This window comes from Sphaerisporangium sp. NPDC005289 (assembly GCF_040607455.1).
GTDB lineage: Bacteria > Actinomycetota > Actinomycetes > Streptosporangiales > Streptosporangiaceae > Sphaerisporangium > Sphaerisporangium rhizosphaerae.
The window spans coordinates 1-14,259 of sequence record NZ_JBEXGS010000022.1; the positions used below are offsets into that span (position 1 = coordinate 1).

Consider the following 14,259-nt stretch of genomic DNA (forward strand, 5'->3'; position numbering starts at 1 on the left):
CCTCTTGGTGGTTATGGTGGGATCGTCCACCCTCACGACCCCGCTGGGAACAAGCTCGGTCCCCGGGTTGGACGCGCTGGTCGACGTGCTCGCCGCGCGCGGCGAGCACGGCGCCCACATCGTGCTGGTGTCCTCCGGCGCCATCGCGGCCGGCCTCGGCCCGCTCGGCCTGTCCGCCCGCCCGCGCGACCTGGCCACCCAGCAGGCCGCCGCCTCGGTCGGGCAAGGCGTGCTGGTCGCCCGCTACACCTCCTCCTTCGCCCGGTACGGCCGCCGCGTCGGGCAGGTGCTGCTCACCGCCGACGACATGATGCGCCGCTCCCACCACCGCAACGCCCAGCGCACGCTGCTGCGGCTGCTGGAGCTCGGCATCGTCCCGGTGGTCAACGAGAACGACACCGTCGCCACCGACGAGATCCGCTTCGGCGACAACGACCGTCTCGCGGCCCTGGTGGCCCACCTCATCCACGCCGACGCGCTGGTGCTGCTGTCCGACGTGGACGCCCTGTACGACGGGGACCCTCGCCAGCCGGGTTCGCGCCGCATCCCGCACGTCCGGGGGGCGGCGGACCTGGAAGGGGTCGAGCTCGGCAGGTCGGGCCGGGTCGGCACCGGCGGCATGATCACCAAGGTCGAGGCCGCGCGCATCGCCACCGGTGCGGGGGTGCCGGTCGTGCTCACCGCCGCCGCCCACGCCGCCCAGGCCCTGGCCGGGGCGGACGTCGGCACCTTCTTCCAGCCCGACGGCCGCTACCCCGGCACCCGTCTGCTCTGGCTGGCGCACGCCACGACCGGGCGCGGCCGCCTGCACCTGGATCCCGGCGCGGTGGAGGCCGTGGTGGGCCGGCGCAAGTCGCTGCTGCCCGCCGGGGTGACCCGCGTCGAGGGCGACTTCAGCGCCGGCGACCCGGTCGATCTCTACAGCCCGCACGGCACGCCGGTGGCGCGCGGGCTGGTGAACTTCGACGCCGCGGAGATCCCCGAGCTGCTCGGGCGTTCCACGCGCGAGCTGGCCGCGACTCTCGGCCCCGAGTACGAGCGAGAGCTGATCCACCGCGACGACATCGTCATACTGGACCCCACCACCGAGAGCAGGAGCGCGAGGCATGTCTGAGGCCGATGACTTCCTGAAGGTCGCCCACGCCGCCCGAGAGGCCGCCGCCGAGCTCGCGCCGCTTCCGCGTGCCGCGAAGGACGCCGCTCTGCATGCCGTCGCCGACGCCCTGGTGGACAGGGTCGGCGAGATCGTCGAGGCCAACGCCCTGGACGTCGCCGCCGCGCGCGAGGGCGGCACGACCGAGACCATGATCGACCGCCTGCGGCTGAACGCCGCGCGGGTCGCGGACATCGCCGGCGCGGTGCGCGAGGTGGCCGACCTGCCCGACCCGGTCGGCGAGGTGGTCCGGGGGAACACGCTGCCGAACGGCCTGGAGCTGCGGCAGCTCCGCGTCCCGCTCGGCGTCGTCGGCATCATCTACGAGGGCCGGCCCAACGTGACCGTCGACGCGGCGGCGCTGTGCCTCAAGAGCGGCAACGCCGTGTTGCTGCGCGGCTCGTCCAGCGCCTACCACTCCAACACCGCCCTGGTGCGCGTCATGCAGGACGCTTTGAAGGGCACCGAGGTCCCGGCGGGGGCGGTGCAGCTCGTGCCGGGCACCACCCGCGAGTCGGTCAAGCACCTGATGCGGGCCCGCGGGCTGGTCGACGTCCTGATCCCGCGCGGCGGCGCCTCGCTGATCAACTCTGTGGTGGAGGAGTCCACGGTGCCGGTGATCGAGACCGGCGTCGGCAACTGCCACGTGTACGTGGACGCCGACGCCGACCTCGACCTGGCCATGGAGATCCTGGTCAACGCCAAGGTGCAGCGCCCCTCGGTGTGCAACGCCGCCGAGACGCTGCTGGTGCACGCGGCCGTGGCCGACGCCTTCGTCCCGGCGGCCCTGGCGCGGCTGGCCCAGGAGGGCGTCACCGTGCACGGGGACGAGCGGGTCGCCGCCTACGGCGAGGCCGTCGTGCCCGCCAACGAGGACGACTTCGGGGAGGAGTACCTCTCGCTCGACATCGCCGCCGCGGTGGTGGACACGCTCGAGGACGCCGTCGCGCACATCCGGCGGTACGGGTCGGCGCACACCGACGCGATCGTCACCCGCTCGCAGAAGGCCGCGCGGCGGTTCGTGGCGCTGGTCGACTCGGCGGCGGTGGCGGTGAACGCCTCCACGCGGTTCACCGACGGCGGCGAGTTCGGATTCGGCGCCGAGATCGGCATCTCGACGCAGAAGCTGCACGCCCGGGGGCCGATGGGGCTGCCCGAGCTGACCTCCACCAAGTGGGTCTACACCGGCGACGGCCACCTGCGCACCTCCGCGGGCACCGTGATCGTCGGTTCCTGACCCGGCGCGGACGGCACTGGGCGTCTCAGTGGGCGCCCCATGTTGTGGTGACTTCACGTGTTCGGCGTGTCGCCGTGGGTGAGCGCGCCTGGGTGGCGGTTGACTGTGGCCATGGGTCTCGTCTTCGCGCTCGGGTACGCCGCCCTGGTCATGGCGGCGGCCGACCAGATCATGCTGTGGCTGGAGCGCCGCGGTCACGTCAACTGGCGGCGCACCGGCAGGAAGGCGCTGTCCACGGTGCCGCGCGTCCGCCTGGACACCCTGCTGGAGGACTCCTCGCCCTCCCGGTGATCTCCGGTTCATGGCGGTCCACGGCTTCATGGTGGTCTGTGGCGCGCGGCGAATTCGAGCAAACTTCAACTACCGCTTCCGGCGCGTCGCCGACGCGCGCGGGTCGTTGGGCGCTATGGTGGCGTTCCCTATGGGTGGACGGCGAGTGGGCGGGCCCGGGAGAGTCGGCCCGTACACCATGGTGGAGCGCCTCGGACGTGGTGGCATGGGCGAGGTCTACCTCGCCATCGGCCGACGCGGGGCGAAGGTCGCCGTCAAGATCCTGCGTGACCCCATCGGAGACGATCCCGACTCCCGATTAAGGCTCGACCGCGAGGTGCGCGCGCTGCGCCGGGTCGAGAGCCCCTACGTCGCGCGCGTGCTGGACGCCGATCTGTCCGGCGACCGGCCCTACCTGGTCATGGAGCACATCGAGGGGGAGACCCTCCTCGACGCGGTGCGGCGGGGCGGCCCCCTGTCGGGTCCGCAGCTCGTCGACCTCGCCCGAGGGCTGGCCACGGCGATCGCGATCATCCACGCCGCGGGGGTCGTCCACCGCGACGTCAAGCCGGCCAACGTGGTGCTCGGCCCCGACGGCCCCGTGCTGATCGACTTCGGCATCGCGCAGGTGTCGGACGCCACCCGGGTCACCATGACCGGCACCTTCCTCGGCACGCCCGGATACTCGGCCCCCGAGGTGTTCGCCGAGGAGTCCGTCGGCGAGCCCGCTGACGTCCACTCCTGGGCGGCGACGGTCGCGTTCGCGGCCACCGGGCGCCCGACGTTCGGCCGCGGCACCGTCGAGGCGCAGATGTACGCCGTCCTGAACGGGCGGGCCGACCTGGCGGGCGTGCCCGGCTCCCTGCTGCCGCTGGTGCGCGCCGCGCTGAACCGCGAGCCGGCCAAGCGGCCGACCGCCGCGTTGCTGTCGGACCGGCTGGCTCGCCTGGCCCGCGCGACGGCGCCCGCGGCGGGCGGTGCGCACGACGACCCGGCGGCGGGCCGCGTCCGGTCCGACGGCGCGGCGAACGCCCGGGCCAAGGCCGCCGACGCGCCGCCGGTCACCCGGCCGAAGCCCGAGGGCGCCACTGCCGCACGCGCGCGGCCGGAGGGTCCCGCGGCCGTCCGCGCGAAGGCGGACGGCCCGCCGGTGGTGCGGGCCAAGGCCGACGGCTCGGCCGCCGGGCGGGCGAAGCCCGACGCCGCCGCCGGCCGAGGGAAGGCCGATGGTCCCGCGGGCGGCCGGAGCAGGCCCGAGGACGCCGCCACAAGCCGGGCTCAGGAGGAGACGCCGGGGGAGCGCGCCCGGATTCGCCTCTCCGCGGCGGACGCCGCCGCCGACCGCCGGGCCAAGCCCGACGCCGTAGAGCGCCGGGGTAAAGGCGACGCCGGTCGGCGGGCCAAGGCCGACGGCCAGGAGCGCGGGGCGAAGGCCGAGGCTTCTACGCGACGGGTGCGGGGTGAGGCCGCCGAGCGCCGCACCAGGGCCGGCGGGGCCACGGCGATGGCCAGGGTCCGGCGGGCCGCCGCCGACGTCAGGGAGTCGGCGCTGGCGACCGACGCCGCGCCGGCCGCGTCGATCTCCTCCCCGCCCGGCAGCGCCGTGCTCATCGTCCTGGCCATGCTGGCCGTGCCCTGCGTGGTGGTGTCGGTGATCTGGCCGCCGGCCACGTTCATCGTCACGGCGGCCCTGTGCGTGCTGGCCCGCGCCTGGTGGACCGGGCACTGGCTGGTCAGGAACCGAAGGTCGGCCAGAGTGCGGGGAGCGCTGCGCGTGGTGTGCTTCCCGGTGACCCTGACCGGGTCGATCCTCAGCGCGGCGGTGTGGCCGGGAGTGCCCGCCTCCGCGATCGCCGCCTCGGCGTTCTGGGTGGCCGCCGGAGGGAGCATCGAGGGCGAGTGGTGGACGCAGCCGGGCCCGATGACCGTGGCCGGGGTGGTCTTCGGCGTCGTGTGCGGCGGCATCGTCGGCAGCGAGGTCGAGCGGGCCGGCGTCCGCGTGCCCGACCTGCGCAGGGAAGGGCTGCGGGCGCTCGCCGTCCTCGGCGGCTTCGTCGCGGTGTGCGCCGCCGCCGTCCGCGTCCTGGCCTGGGTGCTGCCGCACGCCTTCTGAGGACACCGGGCCACCCGGCGGGCCGGGGCCCGTCAGGATGGGCCGCCGGCCGGGACGAAAGGCCGTGAGCTGCGGCGGCGCGCACCGCGTCCGCCCCCGTGCGCAGCTCGACGGCGTGCCGGCCGATGCCGCTGACCGGTCGCGGCCGGCTCACCCGCCAGCCGTGGACCGCGGGCGCCGGTCAGTTGTCCCGGCGGGCGAACCGGTTGAAGATGCGCTCGCCGGCGTTGACCGCGCCCTCGGCGACGTCGCGCAGGACGCCGATGAACGGGTCCTGGGACTGCGCCCACGACTCGCGGTAGGAGCGGGCGGCCGCCTTGACCTCCTCGGAGACCTTGGCGTTGGCGTCGTCCTCGCGACGGGGGTAGTCGCCGGACAGGATGGTCTCGTACTCGCCGTCCCGCCGCCACCGGTCGAGCTCGGCCACGCGCATCACCGCGAACGGGTGGGTGGAGCCCAGCAGGTTGAGCACCTTCAGCAGGCCGTCACGCACGTCCCCGGCGGTGTCGTACTCGCGGGCCTGGTCCAGGAAGGCCTCGATGTTCATCTCGTGCAGGCGGGAGCCGCCGGCGAGCTTCATCAGGGCGCGCATGGCGGCCTCGGGGTCCTGCCCGCAGAGCATGCCGCCGCGGTCGGCCGACAGCTCGGCCTTGCGGTGCCACTCCTCCAGGGCGGTGACGATGATGCGCAGCCCGATGTACCCGAGCGGGATCCACGCCACGCGGGTGGCCAGGCGGGTCAGGATCGCCAGCATCGTGCCGTAGACGGCGTGGCCGGACAGGATGTGCGAGGTCTCGTGCCCGATGACGAACCGCAGCTCCTCCTCGTCCATCAGGTCGAGCAGGCCCGTGTTGACCACGATGAACGGGTCGTCGAAGCCGACCGCCATGGCGTTCGGCCGCGGGTCCTGCTGGACGTAGACCTCGGGGATGCGGTGCAGGTCGAGGATGTAGGCGCTGTCGCGGCCCATGTCGTACAGGGCGCGGAACTGGGTTTCGCTGGCCCGCACCGAGGAGCCGAGGAACATCAGCCGCAGACGGCGCTCGCTGAACAGGCCGGACATGCGCTTGAGCACCGAGTCGAAGCCCGACAGGGAGCGCATCGCCACGAGAGCCGACCGGTCGGCTGGATGCTCGTAGGCCCGGGAACTGATGCCGGGCAGCTGGATACGGTTGCGATCCGGGGTGGAGGTGGTCATGGTCGGCATGCTACGTCGGGGCGGATGCCCGCGCGCGGCCCAGGAAGATGCTTCCTGCCCCGGCGGGGCGCCCGGGCGTGCCGCCGCGACGCCGGGGGGCCGGAGCCCCGCGGGGCCGAGCGGCACGTTAGGGTCCCTCGCATGAGAAATGGGGCCCCTACCAGGCGGCTTGGCATCATGGGCGGGACGTTCGACCCGATCCACCATGGCCACCTCGTCGCGGCCAGCGAGGTCGCCCATCACTTCAACCTGGACGAGGTGGTGTTCGTCCCGACCGGCCGGCCGTGGCAGAAGGCCGAGCAGACGGTGTCGGCGGCGGAGGACCGCTATCTGATGACGGTCATCGCGACCGCGTCCAACCCTCGCTTCTCGGTGAGCCGCATCGACGTCGACCGTCCGGGGCCGACGTTCACGATCGACACTCTGCGCGACATCGCGGCCATGTACGAGCCGGGCGCCGAGCTGTACTTCATCACCGGCGCCGACGCGCTGGCGCAGATTCTGAGCTGGCGCGACGTCGATGAGCTCTTCACGATGGCGCATTTCGTAGGCTGTACTCGTCCGGGCCATCTCCTGCAGGACCCGGGCCTCCCGGAGGGAAAGGTCAGCCTCGTCGAGATCCCGGCGCTCGCGATCTCTTCCTCGGAGTGCCGGCAGCGGGTGGCCGCCGGGGAACCGATCTGGTACCTGGTCCCCGACGGGATTGTTCAGTACATCAACAAGCGGGGGCTTTACCGGGCATCCTGATAATGGGAATGCTGGACCTCGTACCCTTCACAGGAGGAACAAGCCGCATCGTGACAGCATCCGAGAGATCCCGCCAGCTCGTCCAGCTCGCCGCCGAGGCGGCGGCAGAGAAACTGGCGGACGACATCATCGCCTATGACGTGAGCGACCAGCTGGTCATCACCGACGCCTTCGTGCTCTGCTCCGCCTCCAACGACCGTCAGGTCCGCGCGATCGTCGACGAGATCGAGGAGCGGCTGCGCATCGAGGCCCACGCCAAGCCCGTCCGCCGCGAGGGCGAGCGGGAGGGGCGCTGGGTGCTCCTGGACTATCTGGACATCGTCGTGCACGTGCAGCACGAGGAGGACCGCACCTTCTACGCCCTGGAGCGGCTGTGGAAGGACTGCCCGTCCATCGCCCTGCCCGAGAGCGTGCGGCGGGTGCAGGCCCAGCGGGGCCGCGGGACGGCAGGTGAGTGAGGGGAAGCGCGGTGGCCGGCGCGTCGTGTTCTGGCGCCACGGCCAGACGCTGTGGAACGTCGAGCAGCGCTTCCAGGGGCACACCGACATCCCGCTCGACGAGACCGGCGTGGCCCAGGCCGAGCGGGCGGCCTCGCTGCTCGCGTCGCTGCGCCCGTCGCTGATCGTCTCCTCGCACCTGCGACGGGCTCAGGACACCGCCGCCGCACTCGGGACGGTCGCCGGGCTGGACGTCCTGGTGGACAAGGACCTGCGTGAGCGCGGCGGCGGCGAGTGGGAGGGGCTCACCCGCGCCGAGATCGCGGCGGGCTGGCCGGTGGAGTACGCCGAGTGGGAGGCGCCGGGCGGCGAGGCCGTCACCGACGTCGCCGACCGCGTGGCCGCCGCCACCCGGCGCTGGGTGGCCCGGCTGGAGGAGGGCGGCCTGCTCGTCGTCGCCTCCCACGGCGCGGCGATCCGCCTGGGGCTGGCGCGGCTGCTCGGCCTGCCGGAGGAGCTGTGGTCCATCCTGGGCGGCCTGAGCAACTGTTCCTGGTCCGTCCTGCAGGAGGGCCGCAAGGGCTGGCGCCTGCTGGAGCACAACGCCGGCACGCTCCCCGAGCCGATCAGCAGCGACGACCGTCCCGACTCGGCTCCGGCCGCCATCTGACCGCGCGGCCCGGTCGCGGCGGCGCGCGGCGTCCGGGCGGCGGGAAGGTGTCGATTAGGTCAACGGGGGGTTGTCGCTATATGCTCTCCGAGCGCCGCAAGGGGAACACCCCGAGCGGTGACCAGGGGCTATGGCGCAGCTGGTAGCGCGCCTCCATGGCATGGAGGAGGTCTGGGGTTCGAATCCCCATAGCTCCACCGGGGCCCGTCCTCAGGACGGTCCCAGGGAAGCGACGAGATCCCGCCCGATCAACGATCGGGCGGGATCTTCGCGTCCGGGCCCTATCGGCGGGCCGGCTCCGCGACGGGCGGCCGGTCGTCCTGACGCGCGGCGGGCGGCCGGGCCGGCCGCATGAGCACGACCACCAGCAGGCCGGCGAGGACACCGGCGGCCCCGCCTACGGCGTAGGTGGCCTGGACGCCCGACACGGCCGCGGCGTGCGCCGCGCCGTCCAGCGCCTGGCGCGCGGCGGGCGGCACGGCGGTCAGCAGCGCGGGCGTCTGCCCGCCGGCGATGCCCCGGGCGAGTCGGGCGGCCTGCGGGAGGCCGTGCTCGGACAGGCCGGTCTGGGCGCGGGCGGCGAAGACGCTGCCGAGGGCGGCGATGCCCAGGGCGAAGCCGAGTTGGCGGGTGGTGTTGACCGCGCCGGCGGCCATTCCGCCCCGCTCGGGCGGAACGAGCGACATGGACACCGAGCCGAGGATCGGCGTCGCCAGGCCGACCCCGACGCCGATCACGGCGAAGCCGGGCAGCAGCGCCGTCCAGCCGGCCGCACCGTGCACGAGCGCGGCGGCGAGCAGGCAGCCGAGGCCGACGAACAGCAGTCCCGCGCCGATCACCAGGTCCGGCCGCCGGCCGTGCAGCGCCCGTCCCAGCAGCGCCGAGACGATGAACGACATGACCGACATCGGGAGTCCGGTGAGCCCCGCGCCGATGGGGGTCAGTCCGAGCACCGACTGCAGCCAGATCGAGGTGTAGGTGAAGGGGGCGAAGGCCGCGAACGTCATCAGCGCTCCGGCGAGCAGGACGCCCGCGAACGAGCGGTCGCGCAGCAGCCTCAGGTCGAACATCGGGTGGCGTGAGCGCGCCTCGAAGACGGCGAACACGGCCAGCAACGCCGCCGCCAGGACCAGGAGCCACCAGACCGCGGCGTCGGACCAGCCCTCCTCGTTCGCGCGGATCAGCGCGTAGGTGCCGCAGGCGGCCGCGGCGCTGAAGCTCGCGATGCCCAGGACGTCGACCCGGCCTCGGGCGGGCGCGTTCGCGCCGGCGAGCACTCTGACGCAGAGCACGATCGCGACGGCACAGACCGGCAGGTTGACGAAGAAGATCCAGCGCCAGGAGACGCCCTCGGTGAGCAGGCCGCCGAGGATCGGGCCCACCGCGGCCGAGGCCCCCGCCACCGCGCCCCACACGCCGTACGCGCTGCCGCGGTCGCGTCCGGTGTAGGCGCTGTTGAGCAGCGCGAACGTGGTGGCGAACATGGCGGCCGCGCCGATGCCCTGCACGGTGCGGGCGGCGATCAGCACGCCGGTGCCGGGGGACAGGCCGCACGCGGCCGACGAGATCGCGAAGAGGGCGAGCCCGGCGATGTAGGCGCGGCGGTGCCCGGCGAGATCGGCGATCGACCCCGCGCCGAGCAGGAGCGCGGCCAGCGCGAGGGCGTAGGCGTCCACGACCCATTGCAGCGCCCCGAACGACGCGCCGAGGTCGCCCACCATGTCCGGCAGGGCCACGTTCACGATCGTGACGTCGATCAGCAGCATGAACGTGCCCAGGCAGACCGTGATCAGCGGCAGCCACTTGCGCATGTCGATACCTGTTCCTTCGTGGTGTCGAGGGTGGTTCAGCGGGAGAGGGGAACGAATTCGGGCTGGTCGAGGAGGCGGAGCCAGCTGCCGTCGGGCCGGCGGCGCAGAACCTGGGCGCGTGCGCCGGCGCCGTCCCTCGGCGCGGTGGAGGTGAGGGCGATGTCGCCGCTGATCAGCGTGGGCAGCGGCTCCTCCGGCTCGAAGTGGGGGCGGCCCGCCAGCACCTGCTCCCACAGCGCGCGGATCGCCTCGCGGCCGGCCGTCCGGCCGCCGGGCGGGTACGCCAGCACCGCCTCCTCCTCGTAGAGGGCGGCGACCCCGGCCGCGTCGCCGGCGTTGGAGCGCTCGACGAACAAGCGGGTGACGTCCTCCGGCCGCATGGCCTTCTCGTACTCCGTCATGGATCTTCCTCCTGGCATCGGGCTCTGACGTGTCCCAGGTTGCGCGCACCGCGACCAGAAGTCCAACAGATGGATCTGCTAGAAGCTAGAATCAACAGTCATGGAACTGCGGCAGCTGGAATACTTCGTCGCCGTCGCCGAGGAGCGCAACTTCACCCGCGCCGCCGAGCGGGTGCACATCAGCCAGTCCGGCGTCAGCGCCCAGATCCGGCAGCTCGAACGGGAGCTCGGCGCCGAGCTGTTCGACCGGTCCGCGCGGTCGGCCACCCTCACGGTCGCGGGGAAGGCCGCGCTGGAGCACGCCCGGGCGGCGCTCGCCGCCGCCGGGGCGCTCGGTCAGGCGGTCGGCGAGGTGACCGACCTGATCCGGGGGCGGCTGACGGTCGGCATGGTCATCGGCTGCACCATCACGCCCCTGTTCGACGCCCTCGCCGCCTTCCACCGGGCGCATCCCGGCGTGGAGATCTCGCTGCTGGAGGACAACTCCGACCGGCTCGTCGAGGGCGTGCGCGCCGGCACCGTCGACCTGGCCCTGATCGGCACCGCGACCGCCACCCCCGAAGGGCTGGGCGCGCTCATGATCATCAGCGAGCGCCTCGTCGCGGTGGTCCAGGCCGGCCACCCCCTGACGTCCCTGCCCCGGGTCACGCTGCGCGACCTGGTGGACCTGCCGATCATCTGCATGCCGCCCGGCACCGGCCTGCGCACGGTCTTCGACCAAGCCTGCGCGGCGCGGAACCTCCGGCCGCTGATCGCCTTGCAGGCCAGCGCCGCCGACGCCATCGCCGACCTCGCCGGCCGCGGGCTGGGGGTCGCCGTCCTGTGCGACTCGATGGTGGGCGGTCACCGGGACCTCACCGCGCTGCCCATCGACGACGTCGAGACACCGGCCCTGCTCGCCCTGGTGTGGAAGGACACCCACGGTCCCGCGGCGCGTGAGCTGCTGGTGCACGCCCACCGAGCGTTCGGGACCGGCCGGGGGCGGGCGCCCGGCCGCGAGCCGGGCGGGGCCGGCTGAGACAGGGGCGGCCGGCGGGGGCCGCCACGGCGGTGGGCCGGGCGCGAGTCGGCCCGGGCGGCGTGCCGGGCGCGAAAGCGGTTGTCCCGGCCGGTGCGCGGCTGGTAGCACTGGCGGGTGACATTCGCCAGCAAGCCCACGTTGACCGGTGAGCGCGTCGTGCTTCGCCCGGCCGGTCCCGAGCACGTCGAGGGCCTGTGGGAACTCGTCAACGATCCCGAGACCGTGCGCCTGACGGGCTCGCACGGGAAGCCCACCCGTGCGGCGATCGAGAAGTGGTACTCCACCCGCGGTGAGCAGGACAATCGGCTCGACCTCGCCATCTGCGACGTCAAGGAGGGCGATTACGTCGGTGAGATCGTGTTGAACGACCTGGACGCCGACAACCTGTCCTGCGGCATGCGCATCGCCCTGGCCGGGCCGCGGGTCTTCGGCCGCGGCTACGGCTCCGAGGCGATAGAGCTGGTCCTCGCGCACGTCTTCGCCACGGTGGGGCTGCACCGGGTCTCGCTCGAGGTCTTCGACTTCAACGAGCGGGCCCGGCACGTCTACCGCAAGGCGGGCTTCGTGGAGGAGGGCGTGCTGCGCGACGCGCTGCGCTGGGACGGAGCCTGGCACGACGCGATCGTGATGTCCGTCCTGGCTCCCGACTGGGCCGCCCGCCGCGGCGCGTGACGCCCGGCTCCCGCACTCCTGCCCGGCCGGCGGCCTCTGCCGCGTCCGCCGTGGCCGGGGTCGTCGGGCGCTCGTCGCGGCGGGCGCGCCGACGCCGTGCCGGGCAGGCGGCCTCCCCGGATGGATTCCTTACGTCTAGAGTGCCATTCAGCGGTCAAATGGAGCACTTGCCGTGAAAGCCGAGGGAAGCCGCAGTTGACGCAGAAGCTGACTAATTGGGCACGTAATATCACTTTCGCGGCGGAGCGTCTCGACGCCCCCTCGTCGCTGGACGAGCTGCGCGGCCTGATCGCGGGAAGCGCCAAGGTGCGGGTGCTCGGAAGCGGGCACTCGTTCAACCGCGTCGCCGACTCGCCGGGCGCCCTGGTCTCGCTGGACGGGCTGCCGCAGGTCGTGGAGATCGACACCGCCTCGGCGGCCGTGCACGTCTCCGGCAGCGTGCGGTACGCCGAGCTCGGGCGGCGCCTGCACGACAAGGGGTACGCGGTCCCCAACATGGCGTCGCTGCCGCACATCTCGGTCGCCGGCTCCTGCGCCACGGCGACCCACGGGTCCGGCGTCGGAAACGGCAGCCTCGCGACGGCCGTGTCGGCGGTGAAGATGGTCACCGCCGACGGCGACCTGGTGACGCTGAGCCGCGACCGGGACGGGGAGGAGTTCGACGGCGCCGTCGTGGCGCTCGGCGCCCTCGGGGCCGTCGTCGGCCTGACCCTCGACATCGTCCCCGCCTTCGAGGTGCGGCAGTACGTCTACGAGGGGCTGCCCGTCGAGGCGCTGGACGACCACTTCGAGGACCTGGTCTCGCGCGCCTACAGCGTCAGCATGTTCACCGACTGGCGCACCTCGCGCATCGGCCAGGTGTGGGTCAAGGAGCGCCTGGACCAGGCCACCGGTCCCGCGCCCGTCCCCGATCTGTTGGGCGCCACCCTGGCCGACGGGCCCAGGCACCCGGTGCCCGGCATGCCGGCCGTCCACTGCACCGAGCAGATGGGCGTCCCCGGACCGTGGTTCGAGCGGCTGCCGCACTTCCGCCCCGACTTCACCCCGAGCAGCGGCGAGGAACTGCAGTCGGAGTACATGGTCGCCCGCCGGGACGCGGTGGCAGCGCTGCACGCCCTGGAGGCGATCAGCGACCGCATCGCCCCCGTGCTGCAGATCTCCGAGATCCGCACCATCGCCGCCGACCGGCAGTGGCTCAGCCCCTTCCACGAGCGCGACAGCGTGGCCTTCCACTTCACCTGGATCAAGGACGCCGACGCGGTCACGCCCGTCCTCGGCCTCATCGAGGACCGCCTGGCCCCCTACGCCCCGCGCCCCCACTGGGGCAAGCTCTTCACCGTCGACCCTGAGACGCTCCGGTCGCGCTACCCCCGCCTCGGCGACTTCCAGGCGCTCGCCCGCCGCTACGACCCCACCGGCAGGTTCGCCAACGACTTCGTCGCCCGCCACCTTCTCGACGCCTCCTGACGGCCACGCGCCACGGGCGCCGTGGCGGCAGGTCCCCGTCGATCTCGCTGAGGGTACTCCCGTGGTCGTACGGCGAGCGTCGCCCGCCGTACGATGCGGGGCTCCGCGGCAGCCGGGAGGGTGGAACCGTGATGACCACGGCCACCGCGGGCGCCCGCCCGGCCTCGCCGCTCCGCCGGGGCCTCGCGGTCCTGGCGGCCCACTGGGACGACGCCCCTGCCGCCGAGCGCCTCTGTCACGTCGTGGGCGTGGTGCTGGTGGCGGCGGGGGTGTTCCATCTCGGGGTGTTCGCCGTCCTCGGCGGTCCCTGGGAGGGGCCTGTGTCCTGGCGCAAGCCTGCGACGTTCGGCGTGTCCTTCGGGCTGACCCTGATCACGATCGCCTGGGTGACCTCGTACGTGCGCCTGCGACAGCGCCCTCGTGCCGTGCTGCTCGGGGTCTTCGCCGCCGACTGTGCGGCCGAGGTGGGCGGCATCACCCTGCAGGCGTGGCGGCACGTCCCCTCGCACTTCAACCGCGAGACCACCGTGGACGGCCTGGTGTCGACGATGCTGGCGGCCGGGGGCGTCATCCTGGTGGCGGTCCTGGTCGTCTTCTCGGTCCAGGCCCTGCGCGGCGACCCCGGTCTGCCGGCGAGCATGCGACTGGCGCTGCGCGCGGGGTTCCTCACCCTGCTCGTCGGGCTGGCCTCGGGCGCCGCGATGATCGCCCGTGGCATGACCCTGGTCGCCGCCGGCCGGCCTGAGCTGGCCTACCAGGTCGGCGGCTTCCTCAAGCCTGTGCACGGGGTGAGCCTGCACGGAGTGCTGGTGCTCCCGGCGCTGGCCTGGCTGCTGGGGCGCACCCGCTGGGACGAGCCGCGCCGCACCCGGGTCGTCGCACTGGCCGCCGCCGGCTACGGGTTCGCCATCGGCGGCGCGCTGCTGCTGTCACTGGCGCGCTAGCCCGCGAGGGTCCTTCACCGGCCCGGGGGCGGGGAGGGCCGGGCGGCTGAATCCTGGGAGACCAACTGTGCGAGGTATCGGCGTGTGGCGACGCGGCCGCCCTCCCGAGGCGTCCCCG

The 14,259-nt window shown here is 73.6% G+C and carries 14 protein-coding genes and 1 tRNA gene; 12 read left to right on the forward strand and 3 right to left on the reverse strand.

What is annotated here, in order from left to right; translation table 11 throughout:
- Positions 1 to 4: 4 nt before the first annotated feature.
- From proB to ABZT47_RS30535, 4 genes are all read left to right on the forward strand, one after another.
- Entirely contained in the window at positions 5 to 1,114 is a 1,110-nt protein-coding gene (gene proB, locus ABZT47_RS30520) for a glutamate 5-kinase (RefSeq protein ID WP_354850013.1), read from the forward strand.
- Positions 1,107 to 2,390 (forward strand): glutamate-5-semialdehyde dehydrogenase, encoded by a 1,284-nt coding sequence (locus ABZT47_RS30525; protein WP_354849647.1) that lies wholly within the window; start codon positions 1,107 to 1,109, stop codon positions 2,388 to 2,390. The genes proB and ABZT47_RS30525 overlap by 8 nt, the downstream gene beginning before the upstream one ends.
- Before the next feature lie 111 nt (positions 2,391 to 2,501).
- Entirely contained in the window at positions 2,502 to 2,681 is a 180-nt protein-coding gene (locus ABZT47_RS30530) for a hypothetical protein (protein ID WP_354849650.1), read from the forward strand.
- A 178-nt stretch (positions 2,682 to 2,859) separates the two neighbouring features.
- Positions 2,860 to 4,773, forward strand: a complete 1,914-nt coding sequence (locus ABZT47_RS30535) for a protein kinase (protein WP_354849653.1) — start codon at positions 2,860 to 2,862, stop codon at positions 4,771 to 4,773.
- Positions 4,774 to 4,954: 181 nt separating this feature from the next.
- Here ABZT47_RS30535 and ABZT47_RS30540 read toward each other — a convergent pair whose 3' ends face one another.
- Positions 4,955 to 5,971 (reverse strand): M48 family metallopeptidase, encoded by a 1,017-nt coding sequence (locus ABZT47_RS30540; protein WP_354849656.1) that lies wholly within the window; start codon positions 5,969 to 5,971, stop codon positions 4,955 to 4,957.
- Positions 5,972 to 6,112: 141 nt separating this feature from the next.
- Between ABZT47_RS30540 and nadD the strand changes: the two genes are divergently transcribed.
- The 4 genes from nadD (at position 6,113) to ABZT47_RS30560 (ending at position 8,022) form a co-directional block, all read left to right on the forward strand.
- Entirely contained in the window at positions 6,113 to 6,718 is a 606-nt protein-coding gene (gene nadD / locus ABZT47_RS30545; protein WP_354849659.1) for a nicotinate-nucleotide adenylyltransferase, read from the forward strand.
- A 50-nt stretch (positions 6,719 to 6,768) separates the two neighbouring features.
- A complete protein-coding gene (gene rsfS, locus ABZT47_RS30550; protein ID WP_354849662.1) occupies positions 6,769 to 7,176 on the forward strand; it encodes a ribosome silencing factor in 408 nt (135 codons plus the stop codon).
- Positions 7,169 to 7,825 carry a histidine phosphatase family protein gene (locus ABZT47_RS30555; RefSeq protein ID WP_354849665.1) on the forward strand — a complete coding sequence of 219 codons (657 nt, stop codon included), beginning with the start codon at positions 7,169 to 7,171 and terminating at the stop codon, positions 7,823 to 7,825. Before rsfS ends, ABZT47_RS30555 begins: the two co-directional genes overlap by 8 nt.
- Before the next feature lie 124 nt (positions 7,826 to 7,949).
- Positions 7,950 to 8,022: transfer RNA gene (locus tag ABZT47_RS30560), tRNA-Ala, on the forward strand.
- Between the two features lie 84 nt (positions 8,023 to 8,106).
- Here the strand turns inward: ABZT47_RS30560 and ABZT47_RS30565 are convergent.
- Both ABZT47_RS30565 and ABZT47_RS30570 read right to left on the reverse strand, forming a co-directional pair.
- Positions 8,107 to 9,636, reverse strand: coding sequence for an MFS transporter (locus tag ABZT47_RS30565; protein ID WP_354849668.1), 1,530 nt, complete (start codon positions 9,634 to 9,636; stop codon positions 8,107 to 8,109).
- A gap of 35 nt (positions 9,637 to 9,671) precedes the next feature.
- Positions 9,672 to 10,037 carry a nuclear transport factor 2 family protein gene (locus ABZT47_RS30570; RefSeq protein ID WP_354849671.1) on the reverse strand — a complete coding sequence of 122 codons (366 nt, stop codon included), beginning with the start codon at positions 10,035 to 10,037 and terminating at the stop codon, positions 9,672 to 9,674.
- 100 nt (positions 10,038 to 10,137) lie between these two features.
- On the opposite strand from ABZT47_RS30570, the gene ABZT47_RS30575 reads away from it, so the two are divergent.
- The 4 genes from ABZT47_RS30575 (at position 10,138) to ABZT47_RS30590 (ending at position 14,141) form a co-directional block, all read left to right on the forward strand.
- A complete protein-coding gene (locus ABZT47_RS30575; RefSeq protein WP_354849674.1) occupies positions 10,138 to 11,055 on the forward strand; it encodes a LysR family transcriptional regulator in 918 nt (305 codons plus the stop codon).
- Between the two features lie 117 nt (positions 11,056 to 11,172).
- Positions 11,173 to 11,730 carry a GNAT family protein gene (locus tag ABZT47_RS30580; protein ID WP_354849677.1) on the forward strand — a complete coding sequence of 186 codons (558 nt, stop codon included), beginning with the start codon at positions 11,173 to 11,175 and terminating at the stop codon, positions 11,728 to 11,730.
- Between the two features lie 195 nt (positions 11,731 to 11,925).
- Positions 11,926 to 13,197, forward strand: a complete 1,272-nt coding sequence (locus ABZT47_RS30585) for a D-arabinono-1,4-lactone oxidase (RefSeq protein WP_354849680.1) — start codon at positions 11,926 to 11,928, stop codon at positions 13,195 to 13,197.
- A gap of 131 nt (positions 13,198 to 13,328) precedes the next feature.
- Positions 13,329 to 14,141: a hypothetical protein gene (locus tag ABZT47_RS30590; RefSeq protein ID WP_354849682.1), complete on the forward strand. Its 813-nt coding sequence runs from the start codon at positions 13,329 to 13,331 to the stop codon at positions 14,139 to 14,141.
- Positions 14,142 to 14,259: the final 118 nt, after the last annotated feature.

Excerpts from the sequence above, each read along its gene's own strand:
- ABZT47_RS30525 (WP_354849647.1), top strand. The coding sequence starts at position 1,107 with ATGTCTGAGGCCGATGACTTCCTGAAGGTCGCCCACGCCGCCCGAGAG.
- ABZT47_RS30530 (WP_354849650.1), top strand. The coding sequence starts at position 2,502 with ATGGGTCTCGTCTTCGCGCTCGGGTACGCCGCCCTGGTCATGGCGGCG.
- ABZT47_RS30535 (WP_354849653.1), top strand. The coding sequence starts at position 2,860 with ATGGTGGAGCGCCTCGGACGTGGTGGCATGGGCGAGGTCTACCTCGCC.
- ABZT47_RS30540 (WP_354849656.1), bottom strand. The coding sequence starts at position 5,971 with ATGACCACCTCCACCCCGGATCGCAACCGTATCCAGCTGCCCGGCATC.
- nadD (WP_354849659.1), top strand. The coding sequence starts at position 6,113 with ATGAGAAATGGGGCCCCTACCAGGCGGCTTGGCATCATGGGCGGGACG.
- ABZT47_RS30565 (WP_354849668.1), bottom strand. The coding sequence starts at position 9,636 with ATGCGCAAGTGGCTGCCGCTGATCACGGTCTGCCTGGGCACGTTCATG.
- ABZT47_RS30570 (WP_354849671.1), bottom strand. The coding sequence starts at position 10,037 with ATGACGGAGTACGAGAAGGCCATGCGGCCGGAGGACGTCACCCGCTTG.
- ABZT47_RS30575 (WP_354849674.1), top strand. The coding sequence starts at position 10,138 with ATGGAACTGCGGCAGCTGGAATACTTCGTCGCCGTCGCCGAGGAGCGC.
- ABZT47_RS30590 (WP_354849682.1), top strand. The coding sequence starts at position 13,329 with ATGACCACGGCCACCGCGGGCGCCCGCCCGGCCTCGCCGCTCCGCCGG.